At 32.4% G+C, this 19,406-nt stretch carries 12 protein-coding genes; 3 read left to right on the forward strand and 9 right to left on the reverse strand.

Translation table 11 applies throughout. The features are described from left to right. Positions 1-47: 47 nt before the first annotated feature. The 4 genes from mprF to glcT all read right to left on the reverse strand — a co-directional run bounded on the left by mprF (position 48) and on the right by glcT (position 7,536). A complete protein-coding gene (gene mprF / locus PYW35_RS07185) occupies positions 48-2,573 on the reverse strand; it encodes a bifunctional lysylphosphatidylglycerol flippase/synthetase MprF (RefSeq protein WP_103323560.1) in 2,526 nt (841 codons plus the stop codon). A gap of 563 nt (positions 2,574-3,136) precedes the next feature. Next, positions 3,137-4,291 (reverse strand): AI-2E family transporter, encoded by a 1,155-nt coding sequence (locus tag PYW35_RS07190; protein WP_083840533.1) that lies wholly within the window; start codon positions 4,289-4,291, stop codon positions 3,137-3,139. 218 nt (positions 4,292-4,509) lie between these two features. Beyond that, on the reverse strand, positions 4,510-6,576 hold the full coding sequence (gene ptsG, locus PYW35_RS07195; protein ID WP_103323042.1) for a glucose-specific PTS transporter subunit IIBC: 2,067 nt from the start codon (positions 6,574-6,576) through the stop codon (positions 4,510-4,512). 123 nt (positions 6,577-6,699) lie between these two features. After that, on the reverse strand, positions 6,700-7,536 hold the full coding sequence (gene glcT / locus PYW35_RS07200; protein WP_016912984.1) for a glucose PTS transporter transcription antiterminator GlcT: 837 nt from the start codon (positions 7,534-7,536) through the stop codon (positions 6,700-6,702). A gap of 100 nt (positions 7,537-7,636) precedes the next feature. Here glcT and PYW35_RS07205 point away from each other — a divergent pair, with 100 nt between their 5' ends. After that, positions 7,637-8,623 (forward strand): DUF1002 domain-containing protein, encoded by a 987-nt coding sequence (locus PYW35_RS07205; protein ID WP_103323043.1) that lies wholly within the window; start codon positions 7,637-7,639, stop codon positions 8,621-8,623. 205 nt (positions 8,624-8,828) lie between these two features. Here the strand turns inward: PYW35_RS07205 and alsT are convergent, their stop codons facing one another. From alsT to parE, 3 genes are all read right to left on the reverse strand, one after another. Continuing rightward, a complete protein-coding gene (gene alsT, locus PYW35_RS07210) occupies positions 8,829-10,400 on the reverse strand; it encodes a glutamine transporter AlsT (RefSeq protein WP_103322469.1) in 1,572 nt (523 codons plus the stop codon). An 85-nt stretch (positions 10,401-10,485) separates the two neighbouring features. Continuing rightward, a complete protein-coding gene (gene parC, locus PYW35_RS07215) occupies positions 10,486-12,900 on the reverse strand; it encodes a DNA topoisomerase IV subunit A (RefSeq protein WP_016912514.1) in 2,415 nt (804 codons plus the stop codon). Then, positions 12,900-14,903 carry a DNA topoisomerase IV subunit B gene (parE, locus tag PYW35_RS07220; RefSeq protein ID WP_103322470.1) on the reverse strand — a complete coding sequence of 668 codons (2,004 nt, stop codon included), beginning with the start codon at positions 14,901-14,903 and terminating at the stop codon, positions 12,900-12,902. The genes parC and parE overlap by 1 nt, the downstream gene beginning before the upstream one ends. Before the next feature lie 200 nt (positions 14,904-15,103). Here parE and plsY point away from each other — a divergent pair, with 200 nt between their 5' ends. Both plsY and PYW35_RS07230 read left to right on the forward strand, forming a co-directional pair. Continuing rightward, positions 15,104-15,685 carry a glycerol-3-phosphate 1-O-acyltransferase PlsY gene (plsY, locus tag PYW35_RS07225; RefSeq protein ID WP_232059961.1) on the forward strand — a complete coding sequence of 194 codons (582 nt, stop codon included), beginning with the start codon at positions 15,104-15,106 and terminating at the stop codon, positions 15,683-15,685. Positions 15,686-15,698: 13 nt separating this feature from the next. Further along, on the forward strand, positions 15,699-15,998 hold the full coding sequence (locus PYW35_RS07230) for a HesB/YadR/YfhF family protein (protein WP_103322472.1): 300 nt from the start codon (positions 15,699-15,701) through the stop codon (positions 15,996-15,998). 53 nt (positions 15,999-16,051) lie between these two features. Here the strand turns inward: PYW35_RS07230 and menI are convergent, their stop codons facing one another. Next, positions 16,052-16,498, reverse strand: coding sequence for a 1,4-dihydroxy-2-naphthoyl-CoA hydrolase MenI (menI, locus tag PYW35_RS07235; RefSeq protein ID WP_103322473.1), 447 nt, complete (start codon positions 16,496-16,498; stop codon positions 16,052-16,054). A gap of 89 nt (positions 16,499-16,587) precedes the next feature. Then, entirely contained in the window at positions 16,588-19,293 is a 2,706-nt protein-coding gene (acnA, locus tag PYW35_RS07240) for an aconitate hydratase AcnA (protein ID WP_103322474.1), read from the reverse strand. Positions 19,294-19,406: the final 113 nt, after the last annotated feature.

A 19,406-nucleotide genomic window follows, 5' to 3' on the forward strand; every position in this document is an offset into this window, starting at 1 on the left:
GCGGTCTTCTTTTTTTGTGCTGTTGAGCATATATAATCAACGCTTATTTACTTATGATTAATGGTTAAAGAAACTCTAATTAAGTTCCAAAATAATGAACTATATTTTCTATACACTAAATATCTTGGTTCCCAATCTGGCGCGTATTTTTGTTTATAATTTCGTAATCCTTGAAAACTATATAAACTATTCATATTCTCAAATACTTTTGCTGCAAATTTCTCTCTAAGATAGGCATGCTTATTAAGTCCTACATTCGATAAAGTTGCCATACCCATATTAAACTGTTTATATCCTTCTTCTTTTGCCCATAACAACATATGAATGTACAATGCATCCATCAATGGAAGATCTATATTTTTATTCCATCTTATTAAATCTATAGAAATAGATTGATTATAATTCGTAAACATCAATGAACAAAATCCAACTATTTCATTATTTTTATTTCTTATGACTGCAACTGGCGCTCTATTTAAATAATCTAACTGAAATGAACCAACTGAAAAACTCATTTCTTGCTTACTTTCTAACCAACTATCGCTAATATCTTTCATCATTTTCAAGTCTTCTTGTGAATATGGTGCATGCATGATATCGAATTGATACCCTTCTGTTTCCAATTTATTATATGTTGCACGCATACCACGTTTTTTCTTACCAGATAAACTGAACGTGTTTAAATCTATAAGTGCTTCTTCCCCTAATTTGAAAAAGATATTTCCATAGTCATGATATAAAGATAGTAATTTACTTTGTACTTGATAAAAAATAATATCATGTCCTAAAAATTGCATTTGATCATAAAAATCACTCAAAATTTGATTGAATTGATTGCGATTGCCAACTGGATCCCCTAGCACAATAACAGCATTCATCGTATGTCTATACATAATAAAAACATCTTCATCTTCATTTACATAAAACGATTTATCTCCTGTAAAAGCTAAATGGCTTACGTAAGATCCTCCGTACTGATCTATGATATTCTGAATCGTTTCATAAGATGCATTTGTATTTAAACTTTTATGAAATCTTTTTGAAAGTATAAAGGTAATACACATACCTAATAGGCATAAAATTGCCAAGACAATCCAAAACATTGAGAATACCGCATATTTATCGAATTTAGTGACTTCATGTGGATAGAGATCCAAATAATTTTTTGAAATAATTCTATTAACAATAAACATCGTAAATATTAACAATCCACTTAATAATATTTTGATTGGTGTTACTATTTTCTTAACGACTATTGCTTTCTTATAACCGATAAACAATAATATTAATAAAATGACTAACCATAAAAACGCAATGATTGTACTCGTCGTTAAGATACAAACGATTAACATGACGATAACTGATATGATACTCATAAGAATAGATCTCATAGTGCCCGACATGACACCTTTAGCACATATTAACAACATCAATGTCGAAGCAGTATGTAACGCTAACAATACGGAATAAAACGTATAATGATGAGAATATATTGCATCATACAATATTAATATATGATTGAAATATAATACAAAGCCTGTAATACCTGAAAGTAAACCTAATGCTAATGATGGTATTTTCGTCATAAAGTCACTTTGAACAGACTTAATAAATGACGTTGTATCTACAGCAGGTGTATAAAACTTACTTTCTTCTATATATTTTTTAGCTATGCTACCAAATTCAAATGTCGATAAGCCAAGTGCGATAATAAATGGGAAGAAATAATAAGCTACTCTGTACAATAATAATGCGATGACGACTTGTTCTTCAGGGACACCTAGTGATTTAATCCCCAGTAAAACGACTAAGTCAAATGCGCCAAAACCACCAGGTATCATGCTAATCAAACCTGATAATGCTGCTATTACAAATATCCCAACCAAGTATGAATACTCTATATTTATATTTAACGATTTTAAAATAACAAATAATAGCGTGCTTGCAGCTAACCATTCTAAAGCGGAAACAATCGTAAATTTAAGGCCTAAAAATCTATCATTTTGTGTAGAGGGTTTCAAATATGAAAATATCATAAATAATGGTAAAAACAAACTACCTATATATATGACAATTTTTGACCAAGCTATATCATCTAATAACGGATCAGCATTAAAAACACGAAAAACGATTAATACACACAATAAACTTAATCCACTGAGCATGGATACTAATAATAATGAAGTACTTTTTATTAATTCCTTCTTATTTAGGACATCATTACGATAAGAATATATTCTTAAGCCCGCACCGATTAAACCACCAAATCCTAATATACTATTAAAAGTATTAATAATATAACTAATAGATAACACTTTATGTATTGGTAAACTGATCTTTAATGACTGTTTTAACATCATGTCATAAAGAGATAAAACTGAGACTGAAAGTATTCCAAGTAATATTATACCGACAAAATATACAGTATTCATTTCTCTAAACAGCACAATTGCCTTTTTAAAATCTATTTTTACTAATTCATGATGCAATACATATAAAACAACACATAATATAGTGCAAATAAATAAAAACTTTAACACAGAAAAAATTCTTTTTCGATTTATGATATTCATTTTTCTACCTTCTCTTATTTTATTCTCCCAAATAATACCATAAAAATACATTAATTAGAATTTATTCTTATAATTCATGTTTCAATTGCCCATTCATCATATGGTCATCTTACAAACGTTCTATGTTGCTTGTTTGCTCAGTCTTGCAACATTCAGACCTTCTATGTTGCTTGTTTGATCAGTCTTGCAACATTCAGACCTTCTATGTTGCTTGTTTGCTCAGTCTTGCAACATACAGACCTTCTATGTTGCTTGTTTGTTCAGTCTTGCAACATATGGTGTGTATTATTTAATCTATGTATAAAAATTATTTATCAATTTACAAACAAAAAAAGAAGTTGGGACATAAATCCCAAGTTAAAAAAATCACCCAATCCGTTGGAATCATTTTCGGATTGGGTGATTTTATATTTTTGATTTTGTAACGTGCTGACGCCCGGGGGAATAGTATGTGAGAGAGACTACAGGCTCGAGCCATACCCCCAGGCAAGCATGCACTTTACAAAATCATTATAGTTTAGGACATTTATGTCCTAGACAGTTCAATCAAAATCATATTGAGTTTAATCATTCTCCGGTATAATTTCATCATCTTTAAATTCATATGGTCCTGAATCATCTTGATAATATTTGTTATATCGGCGTTTAAATAAAGTAAAGAGATGCGTTACACCTACTTTAATAATAGCGTAAGCTGGAATACCAAGTATCACACCTAATACACCTGCTAAATTTCCTGCACATAATAATACGAAAATAATTGTTAAAGGATGTATTTGCATTGTTTTCCCCATAATATTAGGTGAGATAAAATGCCCTTCTAAAAATTGAACGGCTGCCCATACAATAGCAAGCTTTAACAGCATAAATGGTGAATCAATTGCTGCTAATACGATTGCAGGCGATATCGCTATAATAGGACCTAAATAAGGTACAACGCTTGTGACTGCAGCAATACTTGCTAATGTTAATCCATATTCTAATCCTATGATGGAATAACCAATGAATAATAATACCCCAATACAGAAAGCAACAATCATTTGACCTTGAATATATGAACCTACTTGAACATTCATTTTATCAATTAAATCATGTGTATCTTTTCTAAATTTTGGTGGCATTAAACTTATAAAATAGTTTCTAAACTTTTCACCGTCTTTAAGCAAGAAGAATAATACAAACGGGAAAGTAATAATGATCACAACTACATGTGTAATTGTAGAAATAAATGTTTGAAACTTATTACTGAAGTCTCCTACTGAATTAGATATCTTTTTAGGTATATCACTAAAGTTTTGTTGTACCCAGTTTTGAGCTTGCGTATAATAATCAGCTACAAAAGAATTTTTAGAAAGCATTTTTATTTTGTCACTAAACTCATTAACGTATGTTGGTAAATTTTTTGAAAGACTGGTTACTTGGTGTTGTACGACAGGTATCAATAAAGTCACAACAAGTGTAAATGCTGCGATAATGGCAAGTAATAATATGATGATACCCCATAATCTTGAAATATTAAATCTTTCCATAAAATTAATAATTGGATTAAATAGATAAAACGCGACGAATGCAACAATAATTGGGCCAATTAAAGTTGTAATAATCGTTACTACGGGTTGAAAAATGAACGATACATTTTGGAATATAAAGATCATTAAGCCTATCAAGATCAATAATCCTAAAATAAAGTATATATCTCGTCCACCAAAAAAGTTCATAAATCTACTCTTATTATTGATAGATTTATTGGATTTTGGTTCTCTTTCCAAAAAAAGCCCTCCTCTAAAATATTTATAGTCTATTATACCCTAAACATATCAATTTAAAAACAAAAATTTACACCTATAGTTTACATAATAAAATTATACTAATTAAAAAATAAAATAGGAGATAAACATCTTATAGATGTATCTCCTATTTTAAAATGACTTTTATATTATTTAACAACTAATATTTTATCGCCTTGTTCAACTTTACCAGTAATTAAAGTTTCTAAAGTTGAATCATTTAAGTTTGTAACAACAATCGGTGTTACAGTATTATCAGCATGTTCTTTAATGAAGTCTAAATCAACTTTCATTAATGGTTGGCCTTTAACGATGTCTGTATCAGCTTCTGCTAAAATTTCAAAGCCTTTTCCTTCAAGTTTAACTGTTTCTAATCCGAAGTGAATTAATAATTCAACACCCTCATTAGACTCTAAGCCAATTGCATGTTTTGTAGGGAATGTCATTTTTAATTTACCATCAAACGGTGCAACGACTTCACCAGTTTCAGGAATAATTGCAATTCCATCACCCATCATTTTCTCAGAGAATACTTTATCAGGTACTTCAGAAATATTAATCACTTCACCTTTAATTGGTGAATAGATTGTAGCGCCACCTTCAGCTAGAATTGCAGCACCTTCCTCGTCACCTTCTTCAGTAACAGTTGTTTCATTTGGTTTAGAAATTTCACCAGATATAATGCGTGCCATATCATGTTTGATTTGATCTGACTTAGGACCAAAAATAGCTTGAATATTATTACCGACTTCTAGCACACCTGAAGCACCTAAACTTTTCAGTTCATCTTTATTAACTTCAGATTTGTTTAACACTTCCACACGAAGTCTTGTAATACATGCATCTAAATGTTTAATGTTTTCTTTTCCACCCATAGCATCTAAAACATCAAAAGGTAATTCTGCTACTGAGCTATTGTGCGTTTTTGTTTCTTTATCTTCTCTACCCGGTGTTTTTAAATTGAATTTCTTAATAGCGAATGTAAATAAGAAGTAATAAACTAACGCATATACAATACCTACTGGAATTACTAATAATGCATTCGTACGATCCCAGTTTAATAATCCGTATAATATATAGTCAATAAATCCACCTGAGAACGTCATACCTATTTGAATGTGCAATAAGTGCATCACTAAGAATGATGTACCTGCTAAAACAACATGAATACCATAAAGTACTGGTGCTACGAATAAGAATGAGAATTCTAATGGTTCAGTTATACCAGTTAAGAATGATGTTAAACCTGCAGATAGCATTAAACCACCTACAATTTTTTTACGCTCTGGACGCGCTTGACGGTAAATCGCATATGCTGCTGCTGGTAAACCGAACATCATAAATGGATATTTACCTGTTGTAAATGCACCAGCTGTAAATGGCACGCCATCTTTAACTTGTGCCATAAAGATTCTTTGGTCACCACGAACTAATTCTCCAGCAGAGTTTACATAGTTACCAAACTCGAACCAGAATGGTGAATAGAATATATGATGTAATCCGAATGGGATTAAAGCACGTTCTATAATACCAAATATAAATGTCGTCAATGCTAAGTTTTTATCTAATAAGAATGTAGATAAATTATTTAAACCATCTTGTATTGGTGGCCAAGCAAATGAAAGTGCAATACCTGCCACAATCGCAATAACTGATGTAATAATTGGAACAAATCGTTTACCTGCAAAGAATCCTAAGAATGGTGGTAAACTGATATTATAATATCTGTTGTAGCACCATGCGGCAAGTGCCCCCATTATAATACCACCGAACACCCCTGTTTGAAGTGTTGGTATCCCTAACACTAATGCATTTGCAGGATCTTTAGCTGTTTGGCCTAATGTTTTAGCGCCTTCAGCATAACTATAAATATCATCAATCGAAATACCTTTAACAACACCCATAGTTGTATTCATAATTAAATAACCAACTAATGCTGCTAAAGCTGCAACGCCATCTCCTCCTGCTAAACCTAAAGCGGTACCGAGTGCGAATAGTAATGGTAAATTATCAAAAATAATTTGACCCGATGATTCCATAACTGATGCAACCATAACAATAACATCAGATTTTAACCAAGGTGCAATTTCAACGAACTGAGCATTCTGCATTGCATTCCCGAATGCAAGTAAAATACCGGCTGCTGGTAATATTGCAACTGGTAACATTAAAGCTTTACCAATACGTTGCAATTGACCAAAGAATTTCTTAAACATATTAAAACCCCTCCTATTTGTTTAACTTTATAAATTACGCCATGAAAAAAGGCATGAGCAAAGAAACTTACCTAAGTGGTAAAATTTATTTGCTCATGCCTGATCGTATCAGTAACACGCAACTTATAAGTTATTATTGAAGTGTTGGATGTGCATTGTTAAATATGCCAATTCTGATTGATAAACTGGTTTCTTCAACTGTGTTTGCATCATCTTCACTATCTTTACGGATATATTATAACACACTGGATATTGCGCTTTCAATAGCATTTCAATATTAGTTGCGTCTGGAATTCGTTCATCAGCTAAAACTCTTTGAATTGCAAAGTGAAGGTGCCTAACAAAACGACTATAATTAATACTATCTTTATTTATATTAACTTCAAGGCCCTCTTCTATTATTATAATTGCTTTTTGTATAATTTCTTTTATGTTGTGAATATCGTGAAGTGAATGTTTTACTTCAGCTGAATGTATATGTAAAGCAATGAAACCAGCTTCCGATTCAATGAATTGTAAGTTTAGCTTTTCGTTTAATGCTTTAACAGCTTTTTCAGCAATTTGATATTCTCTTGGATATAACAGCTCTGTTTCTTTTAAAAATGGATTATGAACATGAATGCCTTCTTTAACACGTTTGATTGCAAATAAAATATGATCAGTTAATGAAATTAACGTTTTTTCACTTACACTTCCACCTAACTGTTTATCAATACCATTTACAACTTCTAAAACGATCGTGAACACTTGTTCATTTGTACCATCTAATAATTGTTTATATTTGTTTTTATCATTTTCAGATTCAAGCAAATATACTTTTTCTATTAAATCCGTATTAATTTCTTCACCCTGTTTTTTACCAAAACTAATCCCCTTACCAACTAATATAACTTCTTTTTCATAATAGTTAGCAACTAACACATTATTGTTTAATGTTTTTTCTATAATGTATTTTCCCATATATTAAACCTCATTCTGAAGACCTATTACATATTATACAATTGATGATAATATAATGATAGATATATTTATATCAATAAAGTTAAGGACGTGCAAGCATATGAAGAACATAAATCCATATATATTTAGTATATTATCTGTCTTATTACTATCAATCATTTTTTATCCGAAACACCAAGCCCAAGCAGTAACTGAGGAAGCGTGGGATAATGCAGTCACTGTTTATGGTGCAGCTTTAGAAAACAATCCAACTGCTAAAGATACTACAGCAAATTTATTAGGCACTAAGAATAGTGACAAAACAACATACGTTAATGCTAATGACTTAAATAAATATATAAATATGCAATCGTCAAACGATGTTTTGAAATCGAGTATCCGAATTACTAAAACATCAAAGGGAAGTGGACTCAATTTAAACATCAATCAAGATGCAGGTAAAATAACTAAAGTTACCGAAGATACTTACAAGAATGCGTTAATGACTGCTGGTATTAAAGATGCAGACGTTACGATAGCTTCTAGTGAAGATGTTACTGGAGAAAGTGCTTTAGCTGGGGTTTATAAAGCATTTGAAGCTCAAGGTGAATCCGTCGACTCAAATAGAACACAAGTTGCACAAGAAGAATTATCTACTATTAACCAAATATCAGATGAAAATAGTGGCCAAGAAGGTTTCTCACAATCACAGCTAAATAAAACAATAGCAGAATCTAAACAAGCAGTAGCAGAAAAAACGGGGAATGTTAATGTTAACGAAATCACTAATATTGTAAATCAAAAAATTGAAGACAACGGCTTAACGCAAGTTATTAGTCAAAATCAAATCAACATGATTGTAAATGTCATTGATAAAGCTCAGAAAGATGGCGTTTTTAGTGGTGAAAATGCAAAAGACTTTATTAATAACTCTAAAGATTATGTTAATGATATTGTTAAATCAGATGACTTTAAAGACGCTAAGAAAAAAGCAGAAGATCTAGGTCATAATATTAAAGATAAATTACAAGATGAAGGTTTCTGGGATAAAATCGTAAATGCGATTAAAGAAATATTCAATTCTATAGCAAATCTATTTAAATCATAAATAAAAGATCTCTTCATTAGGTTAGTCTAGTGAAGAGATCTTTTTATATTTTAAAATCTTACGATTTTGAAAGTGCATGCTAAATGTTGCAAGACTATCCAAACAAGTAACATTCAGATTTTGACCCAACTCAAAATAAATAACAACTCATTTCACTGATTTATTCAGCTAGAAATGAGTTGCTATTTTTTATAATATATACGCTTTATTGATCTTTATGATCGGATTCGTCATTATTATTTTCAAAAGTATCATTTTTAGGTTCTTCATACTTTGTATCATTTTCTGACGATTGATATTGTTTAGTTTTTTCAACTTCTTTAGTCTCTTTTTTATAAGGATTATCTCCCCATGCTTCTATGTTACTAAAGTTTGCGCTTAAATTCTCAATTTTAAATACAGGATTTAATTTACGTTTTCTTTGTGCTCTATAATCTTTTGTAACTTCAAACACAACAGTTGCTAGACCGAATAATGCAACAATATTAATAATTGCCATTAGCCCCATAAATAAATCTGCTGTATCCCATACTGTTTGAACTTGAACGACAGATCCAACAAATACCATACCTATAACTAAGATTCTAAAAATAAACATCACAATTTTATTCTTAGTTAAATATTCAATATTGGATTGTCCATAGTAATAGTTCCCAATAATTGAAGAAAATGCAAACATAAATACTGCGACTGTAAGGAATATACCGCCAAACTCACCTACATGTGTTGTAAGCGCCTGTTGCGTAACAGCAACACCTTGTTCTGCATCAGCACCAAATTGTAGATCAGTATAAAGTAATAACATGATAGCAGTTGCTGAACAAATAATCATTGTATCGAAAAATACACCTAACGATTGGATTAATCCTTGTTTAACAGGGTGACTGACTGCTGCAGTTGCTGCTGCGTTAGCTGCAGAACCCATACCTGCTTCATTTGAGAATAAACCACGCTTAATACCTTGCATGATTGCAAAGCCCATAGCGCCTCCAAATGCTGGATGCAGACCGAAAGCACTTTTTACGATATTTTGTATCATTGGCCAAATTTGGTCTACATTCATTAACAAAATATAACCAACTAATATAATATATCCGATAGCCATAATTGGCACAATAAACGAAGATACTGTTGCAATACTTCTAACGCCACCAAATATAACCAATGCTGTAATAATGGCTAAAATAATACCAGTAATAACGTTTGAAAACTCATATTGTTCATTTAAAGAAGCTGCAATCGTATTAGATTGAACTGTATTAAATACAAAAGCAAATGTGACTGTAATCAGTATTGCGAATACAACCCCTAGCCATTTTTGCCCCAATCCACGTTCTATGTAATAAGCTGGTCCGCCTCTAAAACCGCCTTCTTTATCTTTAACTTTATATACTTGTGCTAAAGTTGCTTCAAAGAATGCACTTGCAGCACCAATAAATGCTATTACCCACATCCAAAATACTGCACCTGGGCCACCTAAAACAATTGCTGTAGCTACCCCAGCAATATTACCAGTACCTACACGTGAAGCAGCACTAATTGCAAATGCTTGGAATGAAGAAATACCTTTCCTACCATCTTCAAGTGTTTCAGCTTTTTCAAATATCACTCTAAACATCTCTGGCAACCATCTTAACTGTACAACTTTAGAACTAATTGTAAAGAATACACCAGCTAGTAATAGTAAGAAAATTAAGTTTTGAGTCCAAATTAAATCATTACCCCATTGCACAAAGTCATGAAACCAACTTGGGATATAACTATCAAAATTCTTCAAAGAAATCCCTCAATTCTAATTAATATAGTCATAAAAAAACGCTATCATGATTTTACCATGTGCAATTAATTATGACTATATATTTTTATTCTATTGCTTTTTCTTCAAAATAAGCATTTATAATTTGTCCGAAATCATTTTCATCAATAATAAACCTACCGTTAGTATATCGTTCACTATAATTAAAGTCTTTCGTGTTAACTTTTATACGATCTTTTTCTGATAAAATGACACACGTTTCTTGCTCTGAACTTGTTAGTGCTGTAATAATTGTATGTGACTTAGATTTTAATTCTTTTAATATCATTAAACCACGCTGAGCTCTTTTGGCAGGTACAAATTGATTAGCCTTCATTCTTTTCACAGAGCCACGATCTGTAATGATGAATACAAATTTATCATCTGGTAATGTTTCCGTCATAACGACACTGTCATTCTCTTTTAAGTTTATAGATTTAACGCCTGCTGCTTTTAACCCAATATCAGACAATTCATCAGTATCATACGTTAAACTCATACCGTTTTTTGTAATAACCGTAATAAGTTCGTTGTCTGTAATTTTCAGAACAGATACAACCTCGTCGTCGCCCTTAAGTTTAATTGCAACTAAAGGTTTTGTAATTCTAGAAGCTTTAAATTTATCATTTGTAGACTTTTTAATCATGCCATCTTTTGTAGCAATAATATAACTAGATGTTTGCTTGAAATCAGTTTCTTTATATACAGAAACAATTCTCTCATCATCACCTATCGGAATCATTTGAGAAATATGCTTCCCTAAATCTTTCCATTTTAAGTCAACAATTTCATGCACAGGGATAAATAAATAATTACCTTGTGAAGTGAATACGATTAATGTATCTTGTGTATTCATCTTTTCATGCATTAATAAGTAATCACCATCTTTAAGCCCAACATCTTCAACACCACTCGCGATATAACTTCTATTAGATGTGCGTTTAATATATCCGTCATGTGTAACAGAAACAATCGTTTCCTCACTAGGTACAAGTATTTCTTTTTCTATCTTAATTTCAGTTATTTTTTCTTCAATTTCAGTTAATCGGTCATCTGCAAATTCTTTACGAATCGCTCTTAATTCACTTTTAATAACTTTTAATAAAGAATTTTCATTTTGTAGAATATCTTTAAGTCTATCTATCGTTTTTTGTAATTCATCAAATTCTTTTTCAAGTGAAACAATATCTGTATTTGTTAATCTATATAATTGTAACATTACAATAGCTTCAGCTTGTTCTTCTGTAAATTCATATTTAGCGATTAAGTTCTCTTTAGCATCTCGTTTATTTTTCGATGCTCTTATCGTTTCTATTACTTTATCAAGAATAGATAAAGCTTTAATTAAACCTTCTACAATATGCATTCTCTTTTCAGCTTGTGACAATTCATATAGAGAACGTTTCGTCACAACTTCTTTTTGATGCGCAATATAACTTTCAAGAATTTGTTTTAACCCAAGTAATTCTGGGCGTCTATTATTTATCGCTACCATATTGAAATGATAAAGAACTTGTAAGTCAGTATTCTTATATAAATAATTTAGTACACCTTCACTATTTATATCTTTCTTAAGTTCAATTGCTATTCTTAAACCGTTTCTATCTGTTTCATCTCGAACTTCAACGATACCTTCAATTTTTTTATCCGCTCTCAGTTCATCTATTTTTTTAACGAGCGAACCTTTGTTTACTTCAAAAGGCACTTCAGTGACAATAATCTGTTCGCGGCCACCTCTAATGGTTTCAATTTCAACTTTACTACGAACGACTATTTTACCTTTACCAGTTTGATATGCTTTTTTAATACCGTCTAAGCCTTGTATAATACCACCTGTAGGAAAGTCAGGACCTTTAATATGCCCGATCAATTCATCTATAGAAGTGGTAGGTTTATCGATTAATTTCAGTGTCGCATCAATCACTTCACCTAAATTATGTGGTGGAATATCTGTCGCATAACCTGCTGAAATCCCTGTCGAACCGTTGACTAATAAATTAGGATACCTAGCTGGTAATACCATTGGTTCCATTGCAGTGTCATCAAAGTTTTGTATATGTTCTACTGTCTCTTTATCTATATCTTGCAGAAGAACTTCAGCTAATTTACTTAATTTCGCTTCTGTATAACGCATAGCTGCTGGTGGATCATTATCGATACTCCCATTGTTACCATGCATTTCTATTAGTACATGTCTTAACTTCCAATCTTGACTCATACGAACCATCGCTTCATAAACTGATGAGTCACCATGAGGATGGTAGTTACCAATTACATTACCAACAGTTTTAGCACTCTTTCTAAAATTTCTTTCAAATGTATTACCATCTTTATACATAGCAAATAAAATTCTACGTTGTACAGGCTTTAAACCGTCACGTACATCAGGAAGTGCGCGGTCTTGAATAATATATTTACTATATCTCCCAAATCTATCACCTATGACATCTTCTAAAGGAAGGTTTTGAATTTGTTCAACCATTATTTAACTTCCCCCTCTAACGATTCTATTTCATCATCAAGTACTTGAATGTCTTCACTTTCAAGTATACTTTGATCTTCTTGCATACCGAATTGCACGTGTCTTTCAATCCATTCTCTACGAGGCTCAACTTTATCGCCCATTAACGTCGTGACTCTACGTTGTGAACGCACTTCATCATCAATACTCACTCTAATTAATGTTCTCGTTTCTGGATCCATCGTTGTTTCCCATAATTGGTCAGCATTCATTTCACCTAAACCTTTATAACGTTGTAGGGAGAATCCTTTTCCAATTTTTTTCATCAATTCATCTAAATCTTCATCCGTCCAAGCATACTCAACTTGTTTGCTTTTACCTTTACCTTTTTCTAATTTATATAAAGGTGGTAATGCAATATATACTTTTCCAGCTGCTAATAGCGGCCTCATATATTTAAAGAAGAAAGTTAGCAATAAGACTTGAATATGAGCACCATCTGTATCAGCATCAGTCATAATAATGACTTTATTGTAATTACTATCTTCAACATTAAAGTCAGCTCCAACGCCTGCTCCAATCGTATGAATGATCGTGTTAATCTCTTCATTTTTAAAGATATCATCTAGTTTAGCTTTTTCAGTATTTATGACTTTACCTCTTAACGGTAAAATCGCTTGAAATTTACGGTCTCTACCTAATTTAGCTGAACCCCCTGCGGAATCACCCTCAACTAAATAAAGTTCGTTTTTTTCAGTGTTTTTACTTTGTGCTGGCGTTAATTTACCAGACAATAACGTTTCTTTACGTTTGTTTTTCTTACCATTTCTTGCCTCTTCACGCGCTTTTCTTGCAGCTTCACGAGCTTGAGAAGCTTTAACAGCTTTTTTAAGTAAAGATTTAGATAGCTGTCCCTTCTCTTCTAAATAGAAAGGTAGCTGGTCAGACATAACAGAATCTACTGCTGCACGAGCCTCATTTGTCCCGAGTTTAGATTTAGTTTGCCCTTCAAATTGTAATAAATCTTCAGGTATTCTCACAGAAATAATAGCTGTTAACCCTTCACGAATATCACTACCGTCTAAGTTTTTATCCTTTTGTTTAATCTCACCGATTTTACGAGCATACTCATTAAACACTCTTGTAAAGGCAGCTTTTAATGCTGTTTCATGTGTACCACCATCTTTAGTACGAACATTGTTAACAAAGCTTAAGATTGTTTCAGAATATTGATCATTAAATTGAAAACTGATATCAACTTCTATTTGATTTGACTCGCCAGTGAATAGCGCGACATCATGAAGTACATCTTTACCTTCATTTAAATATTTAACGAATTCTTTAATACCATCTTCATAATGATAAAAGACTTCTCTAGGCTCATCACTTCTTAAATCAGTTATTTTAATTTTCAAAGCTTTTAATAAGAAAGCAGATTCTTGTAATCTCTCACATAACGTCTCAAAATTATAATGAGTAGAAGTTTTAAAGATTTTAGAATCCGGTTTAAAATGAACAGTTGTACCCGTTTTACGTGTTTTCCCCTTTTTTTCTAATGTTGTAACTGGTGTACCGCCGTCTTTAAATTTTTGTTTGTAAATATAACCATCTCTATATATTGTTACTTCCAACCATTCACTTAAGGCGTTGACAACTGATGCACCTACACCATGCAATCCTCCAGCTGTTTTATAGCCACCTTGGCCAAATTTCCCGCCTGCATGAAGTACTGTGAAAATAACTTCAGGTGTTGGTTTTCCAGTTTTATGTAATCCTGTTGGCATCCCTCTCCCATTATCAGAAACAGAAATACTATCATCTTTATGAATTGTCACTTCGATTTCAGTTCCAAATCCATTTAAAATTTCATCAACAGAATTATCTACTATTTCATATACTAAATGGTGAAGTCCGCGAACATCTGTTGAACCAATATACATTCCGGGTCTTTTTCTTACTGCTTCTAACCCTTCCAGTACTTGTATTGAATCTTCACCATATTGAACTTTTGCTTCTTTATTCAATATTTCTCCTCCTACAAACGTACGTTCGTTTTTTAACTATACATTAGTTATTTTGTTATAAATCCCTAGAAAATGCAAGCCCTATCCATAATAGTGGTACAATTTCACTTTACATTGTGACCACTTTAGCATATTTTTAAATAGTAACCGATATTGAGTTATGGTAAACTATTAGTACCTGCTATCAAAGGAGTGTTTCAATAATGACATTTGTTGTTATTATACTTAGCTACTTATTTGGATGTTTCCCAAGTGGCCTTGTGTTAGGTAAATTATTTTATAAAAAAGATATTCGACAATTTGGAAGTGGCAATTTAGGTGCCACAAATACATTTAGAGTACTAGGTAAAAAAGCTGGGTTTATTGTGATGTTCCTAGATATATTCAAGGGTTTCATTGTAGTTTTCTTCCCATTATGGTTTAATGTAGATATTCCTAGTATATTCGTAGGTATTTGTGCAGTTATCGGACATGTATTTCCAATCTTCTTGAAATTTAAAGGCGGCAAAGCAGTTGCTACTAGCGCTGGCGCCGTTCTCGGTGTACATCCGGTATTGCTTATCGTACTAGCTATTGTATTCATTATTATTTTGTATTCAACAAAATATGTATCATTATCTAGTATGATTGCGGGTATAGGTTGTGTAATTGGTGCTATTATCATTGGCGATTTACCATTTTTAATCGTATCCATCGCCATAATGTTAATTCTACTCGTTAGACATCAATCAAATATCGTAAGGATATTTAAAGGAAATGAACCCAAAATTAAATGGATGTAAAGGAGAATGCACTATGAATTTAGAAATTACTGAAAAAGCTATTGAATGGTTTAAAAATGAATTAGAATTCCATGACGATCAAGCATTACGAATTTTCGTTCGCTATGGTGGTGAATTTCAATTAAAACAAGGCTTTTCGCCAGCTTTCACTGTGGATCCTTTAAGTGCTTCCGAAATAGGTTTTAAAGATGTTAAAAATGACATTCCGTTCTTTATTGATGAAAAAGATTTATGGTATTTTGAAGGTAATGATTTAGTAATTGATTTAAACGATAATGGAGAAATTAAATATGAAGTTAAAACTTCAAAATAAACTATAAAAAGCAGATGTATTTCGTTTATCAAGCGAAACACATCTGCTTATTTTTATAGTTTACGATCAATACCTTGTTCAGTTTCTTCATGAATTTTTAAATATGCTTCATGCCATTCAGGAAAACTTTTATCTAATCTAATTGGTCTGTTTGATCCTTTTTTCAAGCAAACATGTGTCGTAGTGCCTGTAGAAACTATTTCTCTATTTTCATTCAATATTTCATATGAATATATCGACCTAATTGGTGAGTAATGAGAAATCCACGTTTTGATGATCACTTTTTCAGGATACGTAATAGATTGTTTATATTTAATATTCAAATCCACTACAGGAGAAATAATGCCTGCCTTCTCCATATCTGCATAACTAAATCCAGCTTTATAAATGTAGTCTGTTCGTGCAACTTCTAGCCAAATTGCATAATTGGCATGATAAACAACACCCATTTTATCTGTTTCTGCGTACCTTACATCTATTGGTGTTTCACTATATATCATTCTTCAATCCCTCTTTCTAAATTCCTTATCTTAATCATACCACAAATAGAAAAGAGTCTGGAACATTAATGTCCCGGACTCTTAATATATTAAGCTAATTTATTTCTTAAAACCATTTGTAGAATACCACCGTGTCTGTAGTAATCAATTTCAACTTCAGAATCGAATCGAGCTAATGCTTCGAATTCAGTTACTTTACCATCTTCACTAGTTGCAGTAACTTTTAGAATGTCACGAGGTTTAACACCTTCATGAATGTCTACTGAAATTGCTTCTCTACCAGTCAATCCTAAGCTATCAGCTGAATCACCTTTTTTAAATTGTAAAGGTAATACACCCATCATAACAAGGTTTGAACGGTGAATACGTTCATAACTTTGAGCTATAACTGTTTTAACACCTAAAAGGTTAGTACCTTTAGCAGCCCAGTCACGAGATGATCCCATACCATAGTCATTACCAGCTAATACACATAAGCCGATGCCATTTTCTTGATATTTCATTGAAGCATCAAAGATAGGCATTACTTCTTCAGTTGGCCAATATGTTGTATATCCACCTTCAGTACCTGGCGCTAATTGGTTCTTAATACGAATGTTAGCAAATGTACCTCTCATCATTACTTCGTGGTTACCACGACGAGAACCGTATGAGTTAAAGTCTCTAATTGCAACACCATTTTCTTGTAAGTACTTACCAGCTGGTGTATCTTTACCAATTGCACCGGCAGGAGAAATATGGTCAGTTGTAACTGAGTCCCCAAATTTACCCATTACACGTAAATCATTTAAAGGTTGGATATCTGCTGGTACTGTAGATAAGCCTTCAAAGAAAGTAGGATTTTGGATATAAGTTGAAGTTGGATCAAAGTCATATAACGGTTGATCTGTTGTTTCAATTGAGTTCCAAACTTCGTTAGATTCAAATACTGAATCGTATTCTGTTTTAAATAATTCAGGTGTTACGACAGAAAGAACTGTATCTTTAACTTCTTGAATTGATGGCCAGATGTCTTTTAAGTACACATCTTCACCATTTGAATCTTTACCTAACGGATCCTTTTGTAAATCAACATTCATTGTTCCAGCTAACGCGTATGCTACTACTAATTGTGGTGAAGCTAAGTAGTTTGCTTTAACTAGTGGATGAATACGACCTTCAAAGTTACGGTTACCTGATAATACAGAAGTAACAAGTAAATCTTCGTCTGCTATAGCCTTTTCAATTTCTGGTAATAAAGGACCAGAGTTACCGATACAAGTTGTACAACCATAACCAACTAAGTTAAATCCAAGTTCGTCTAGATATTCTTGTAATCCTGCATCTCTTAAATAACCTGTAACAACTTTAGAACCAGGCGCTAATGATGTTTTAACGTAATCAGGTACTTTTAATCCTTTTTCAATAGCTTTTTTCGCTACTAATCCAGCACCTAACATAACATATGGATTTGAAGTATTCGTACAAGACGTGATAGCTGCAATTGCAATATCACCTGTAGTCATTGATGTCTTCCTACCATCTGCTAATTCAATATCAACTGTTTTGTCAAATTCTGATTTATCAAATCCATGACCTTGGTTACCAGCAGGAGCCGTAACTGAGTCAACAAATGATTCTTTCATATTGCTTAATTTAATTAAGTCTTGTGGACGTTTAGGTCCTGATAATGAAGCTTCTACAGTAGATAAATCTAAATCCACAACATCAGTATATGTTGGTTCTACTTTTTCAGCTTTGAAGAACATGTTGTTTTCTTTTAAATATTTTTCTACAACTTGTACTTGTTCTTCACTACGACCTGTTAAGCGTAAATAACTTAATGATTCTTCGTCTACTGGGAAGAATCCACAAGTTGCACCATATTCAGGTGCCATGTTAGCAATTGTAGCTCTATCAGCTAATGGTAACTTTTCAACACCAGGGCCAAAGAATTCTACAAATTTACCAACAACGCCTTTTTTACGTAACTCTTCAGTCACACGTAAAGCTAAGTCAGTAGCTGTTGTACCTTGAGGTAATTCATTCGTTAATTTAACACCGATTACTTCAGGAACTGGGAAGTATGAAGGTTGACCTAACATACCAGCTTCGGCTTCAATACCACCGACACCCCAACCAAGTACGCCAATACCATTAATCATAGTAGTATGAGAGTCAGTACCTACTAGCGTATCTGGATATGTTACAAGTTCGTTTTCTTCTTCTCTAATGTGAACAACGCTTGCTAAGTATTCCAAGTTAACTTGGTGAACAATACCAGTAGCTGGTGGTACAGCACGGTAGTTGTCGAACGATTTAGTTGCCCAGTTTAAAAACTGATAACGTTCAATATTACGTTCAAATTCTAGCTTCATGTTCATTTCTAATGAATTCGGTAATGCATAACTATCTACTTGTACAGAGTGGTCAATAACTAGATCAACTGGCACTTCTGGGTTGATTTTAGAAACATCTCCGCCTACATCATCCATTGCTTTACGTAATGAAGCTAAGTCAACTACTGCAGGTACACCCGTGAAATCTTGTAGGATAACACGTGATGGTTTAAATGGTACTTCTGCATTTTCATCGTTAGATTTACCCCATTTTGCTAAATTCATGATGTGTTCTTCTTTAATCACACGACCGTCAAATTGTCTTAATACCGATTCTAATAATACACGTATAGAATATGGTAGTTTGTCCACATTAGATAAACCTAATTCATCTAACGTATTCAAGCTATAAAACGTGTAAGTTTTGCCATTCAATTCAAAAGACTTTTTAGATTGTTCTTTTAAACTTGAGCTCATTTTTGTTCCCCCTTTAAAATTGTGCAAGTTAATGCTTCATATACAATTGTATAATCAATACTTTAGTAAAACAATACATTACTCTTAAAAATAACTATATTTATCATTCAAGT

The organism is Mammaliicoccus vitulinus (assembly GCF_029024305.1).
Classification (GTDB): Bacteria; Bacillota; Bacilli; order Staphylococcales; family Staphylococcaceae; genus Mammaliicoccus; species Mammaliicoccus vitulinus.

What these genes read in the sequence shown, in the direction of transcription:
- glcT (WP_016912984.1), bottom strand. Translation starts at nt 7,536, where the DNA reads ATGGGAAAATACATTATAGAAAAAACATTAAACAATAATGTGTTAGTT.
- mprF (WP_103323560.1), bottom strand. Translation starts at nt 2,573, where the DNA reads ATGAATATCATAAATCGAAAAAGAATTTTTTCTGTGTTAAAGTTTTTA.
- ptsG (WP_103323042.1), bottom strand. Translation starts at nt 6,576, where the DNA reads ATGTTTAAGAAATTCTTTGGTCAATTGCAACGTATTGGTAAAGCTTTA.
- menI (WP_103322473.1), bottom strand. Translation starts at nt 16,498, where the DNA reads ATGATATATAGTGAAACACCAATAGATGTAAGGTACGCAGAAACAGAT.
- PYW35_RS07190 (WP_083840533.1), bottom strand. Translation starts at nt 4,291, where the DNA reads ATGAACTTTTTTGGTGGACGAGATATATACTTTATTTTAGGATTATTG.
- parC (WP_016912514.1), bottom strand. Translation starts at nt 12,900, where the DNA reads ATGGTTGAACAAATTCAAAACCTTCCTTTAGAAGATGTCATAGGTGAT.
- PYW35_RS07230 (WP_103322472.1), top strand. Translation starts at nt 15,699, where the DNA reads ATGAATTTAGAAATTACTGAAAAAGCTATTGAATGGTTTAAAAATGAA.
- acnA (WP_103322474.1), bottom strand. Translation starts at nt 19,293, where the DNA reads ATGAGCTCAAGTTTAAAAGAACAATCTAAAAAGTCTTTTGAATTGAAT.
- PYW35_RS07205 (WP_103323043.1), top strand. Translation starts at nt 7,637, where the DNA reads ATGAAGAACATAAATCCATATATATTTAGTATATTATCTGTCTTATTA.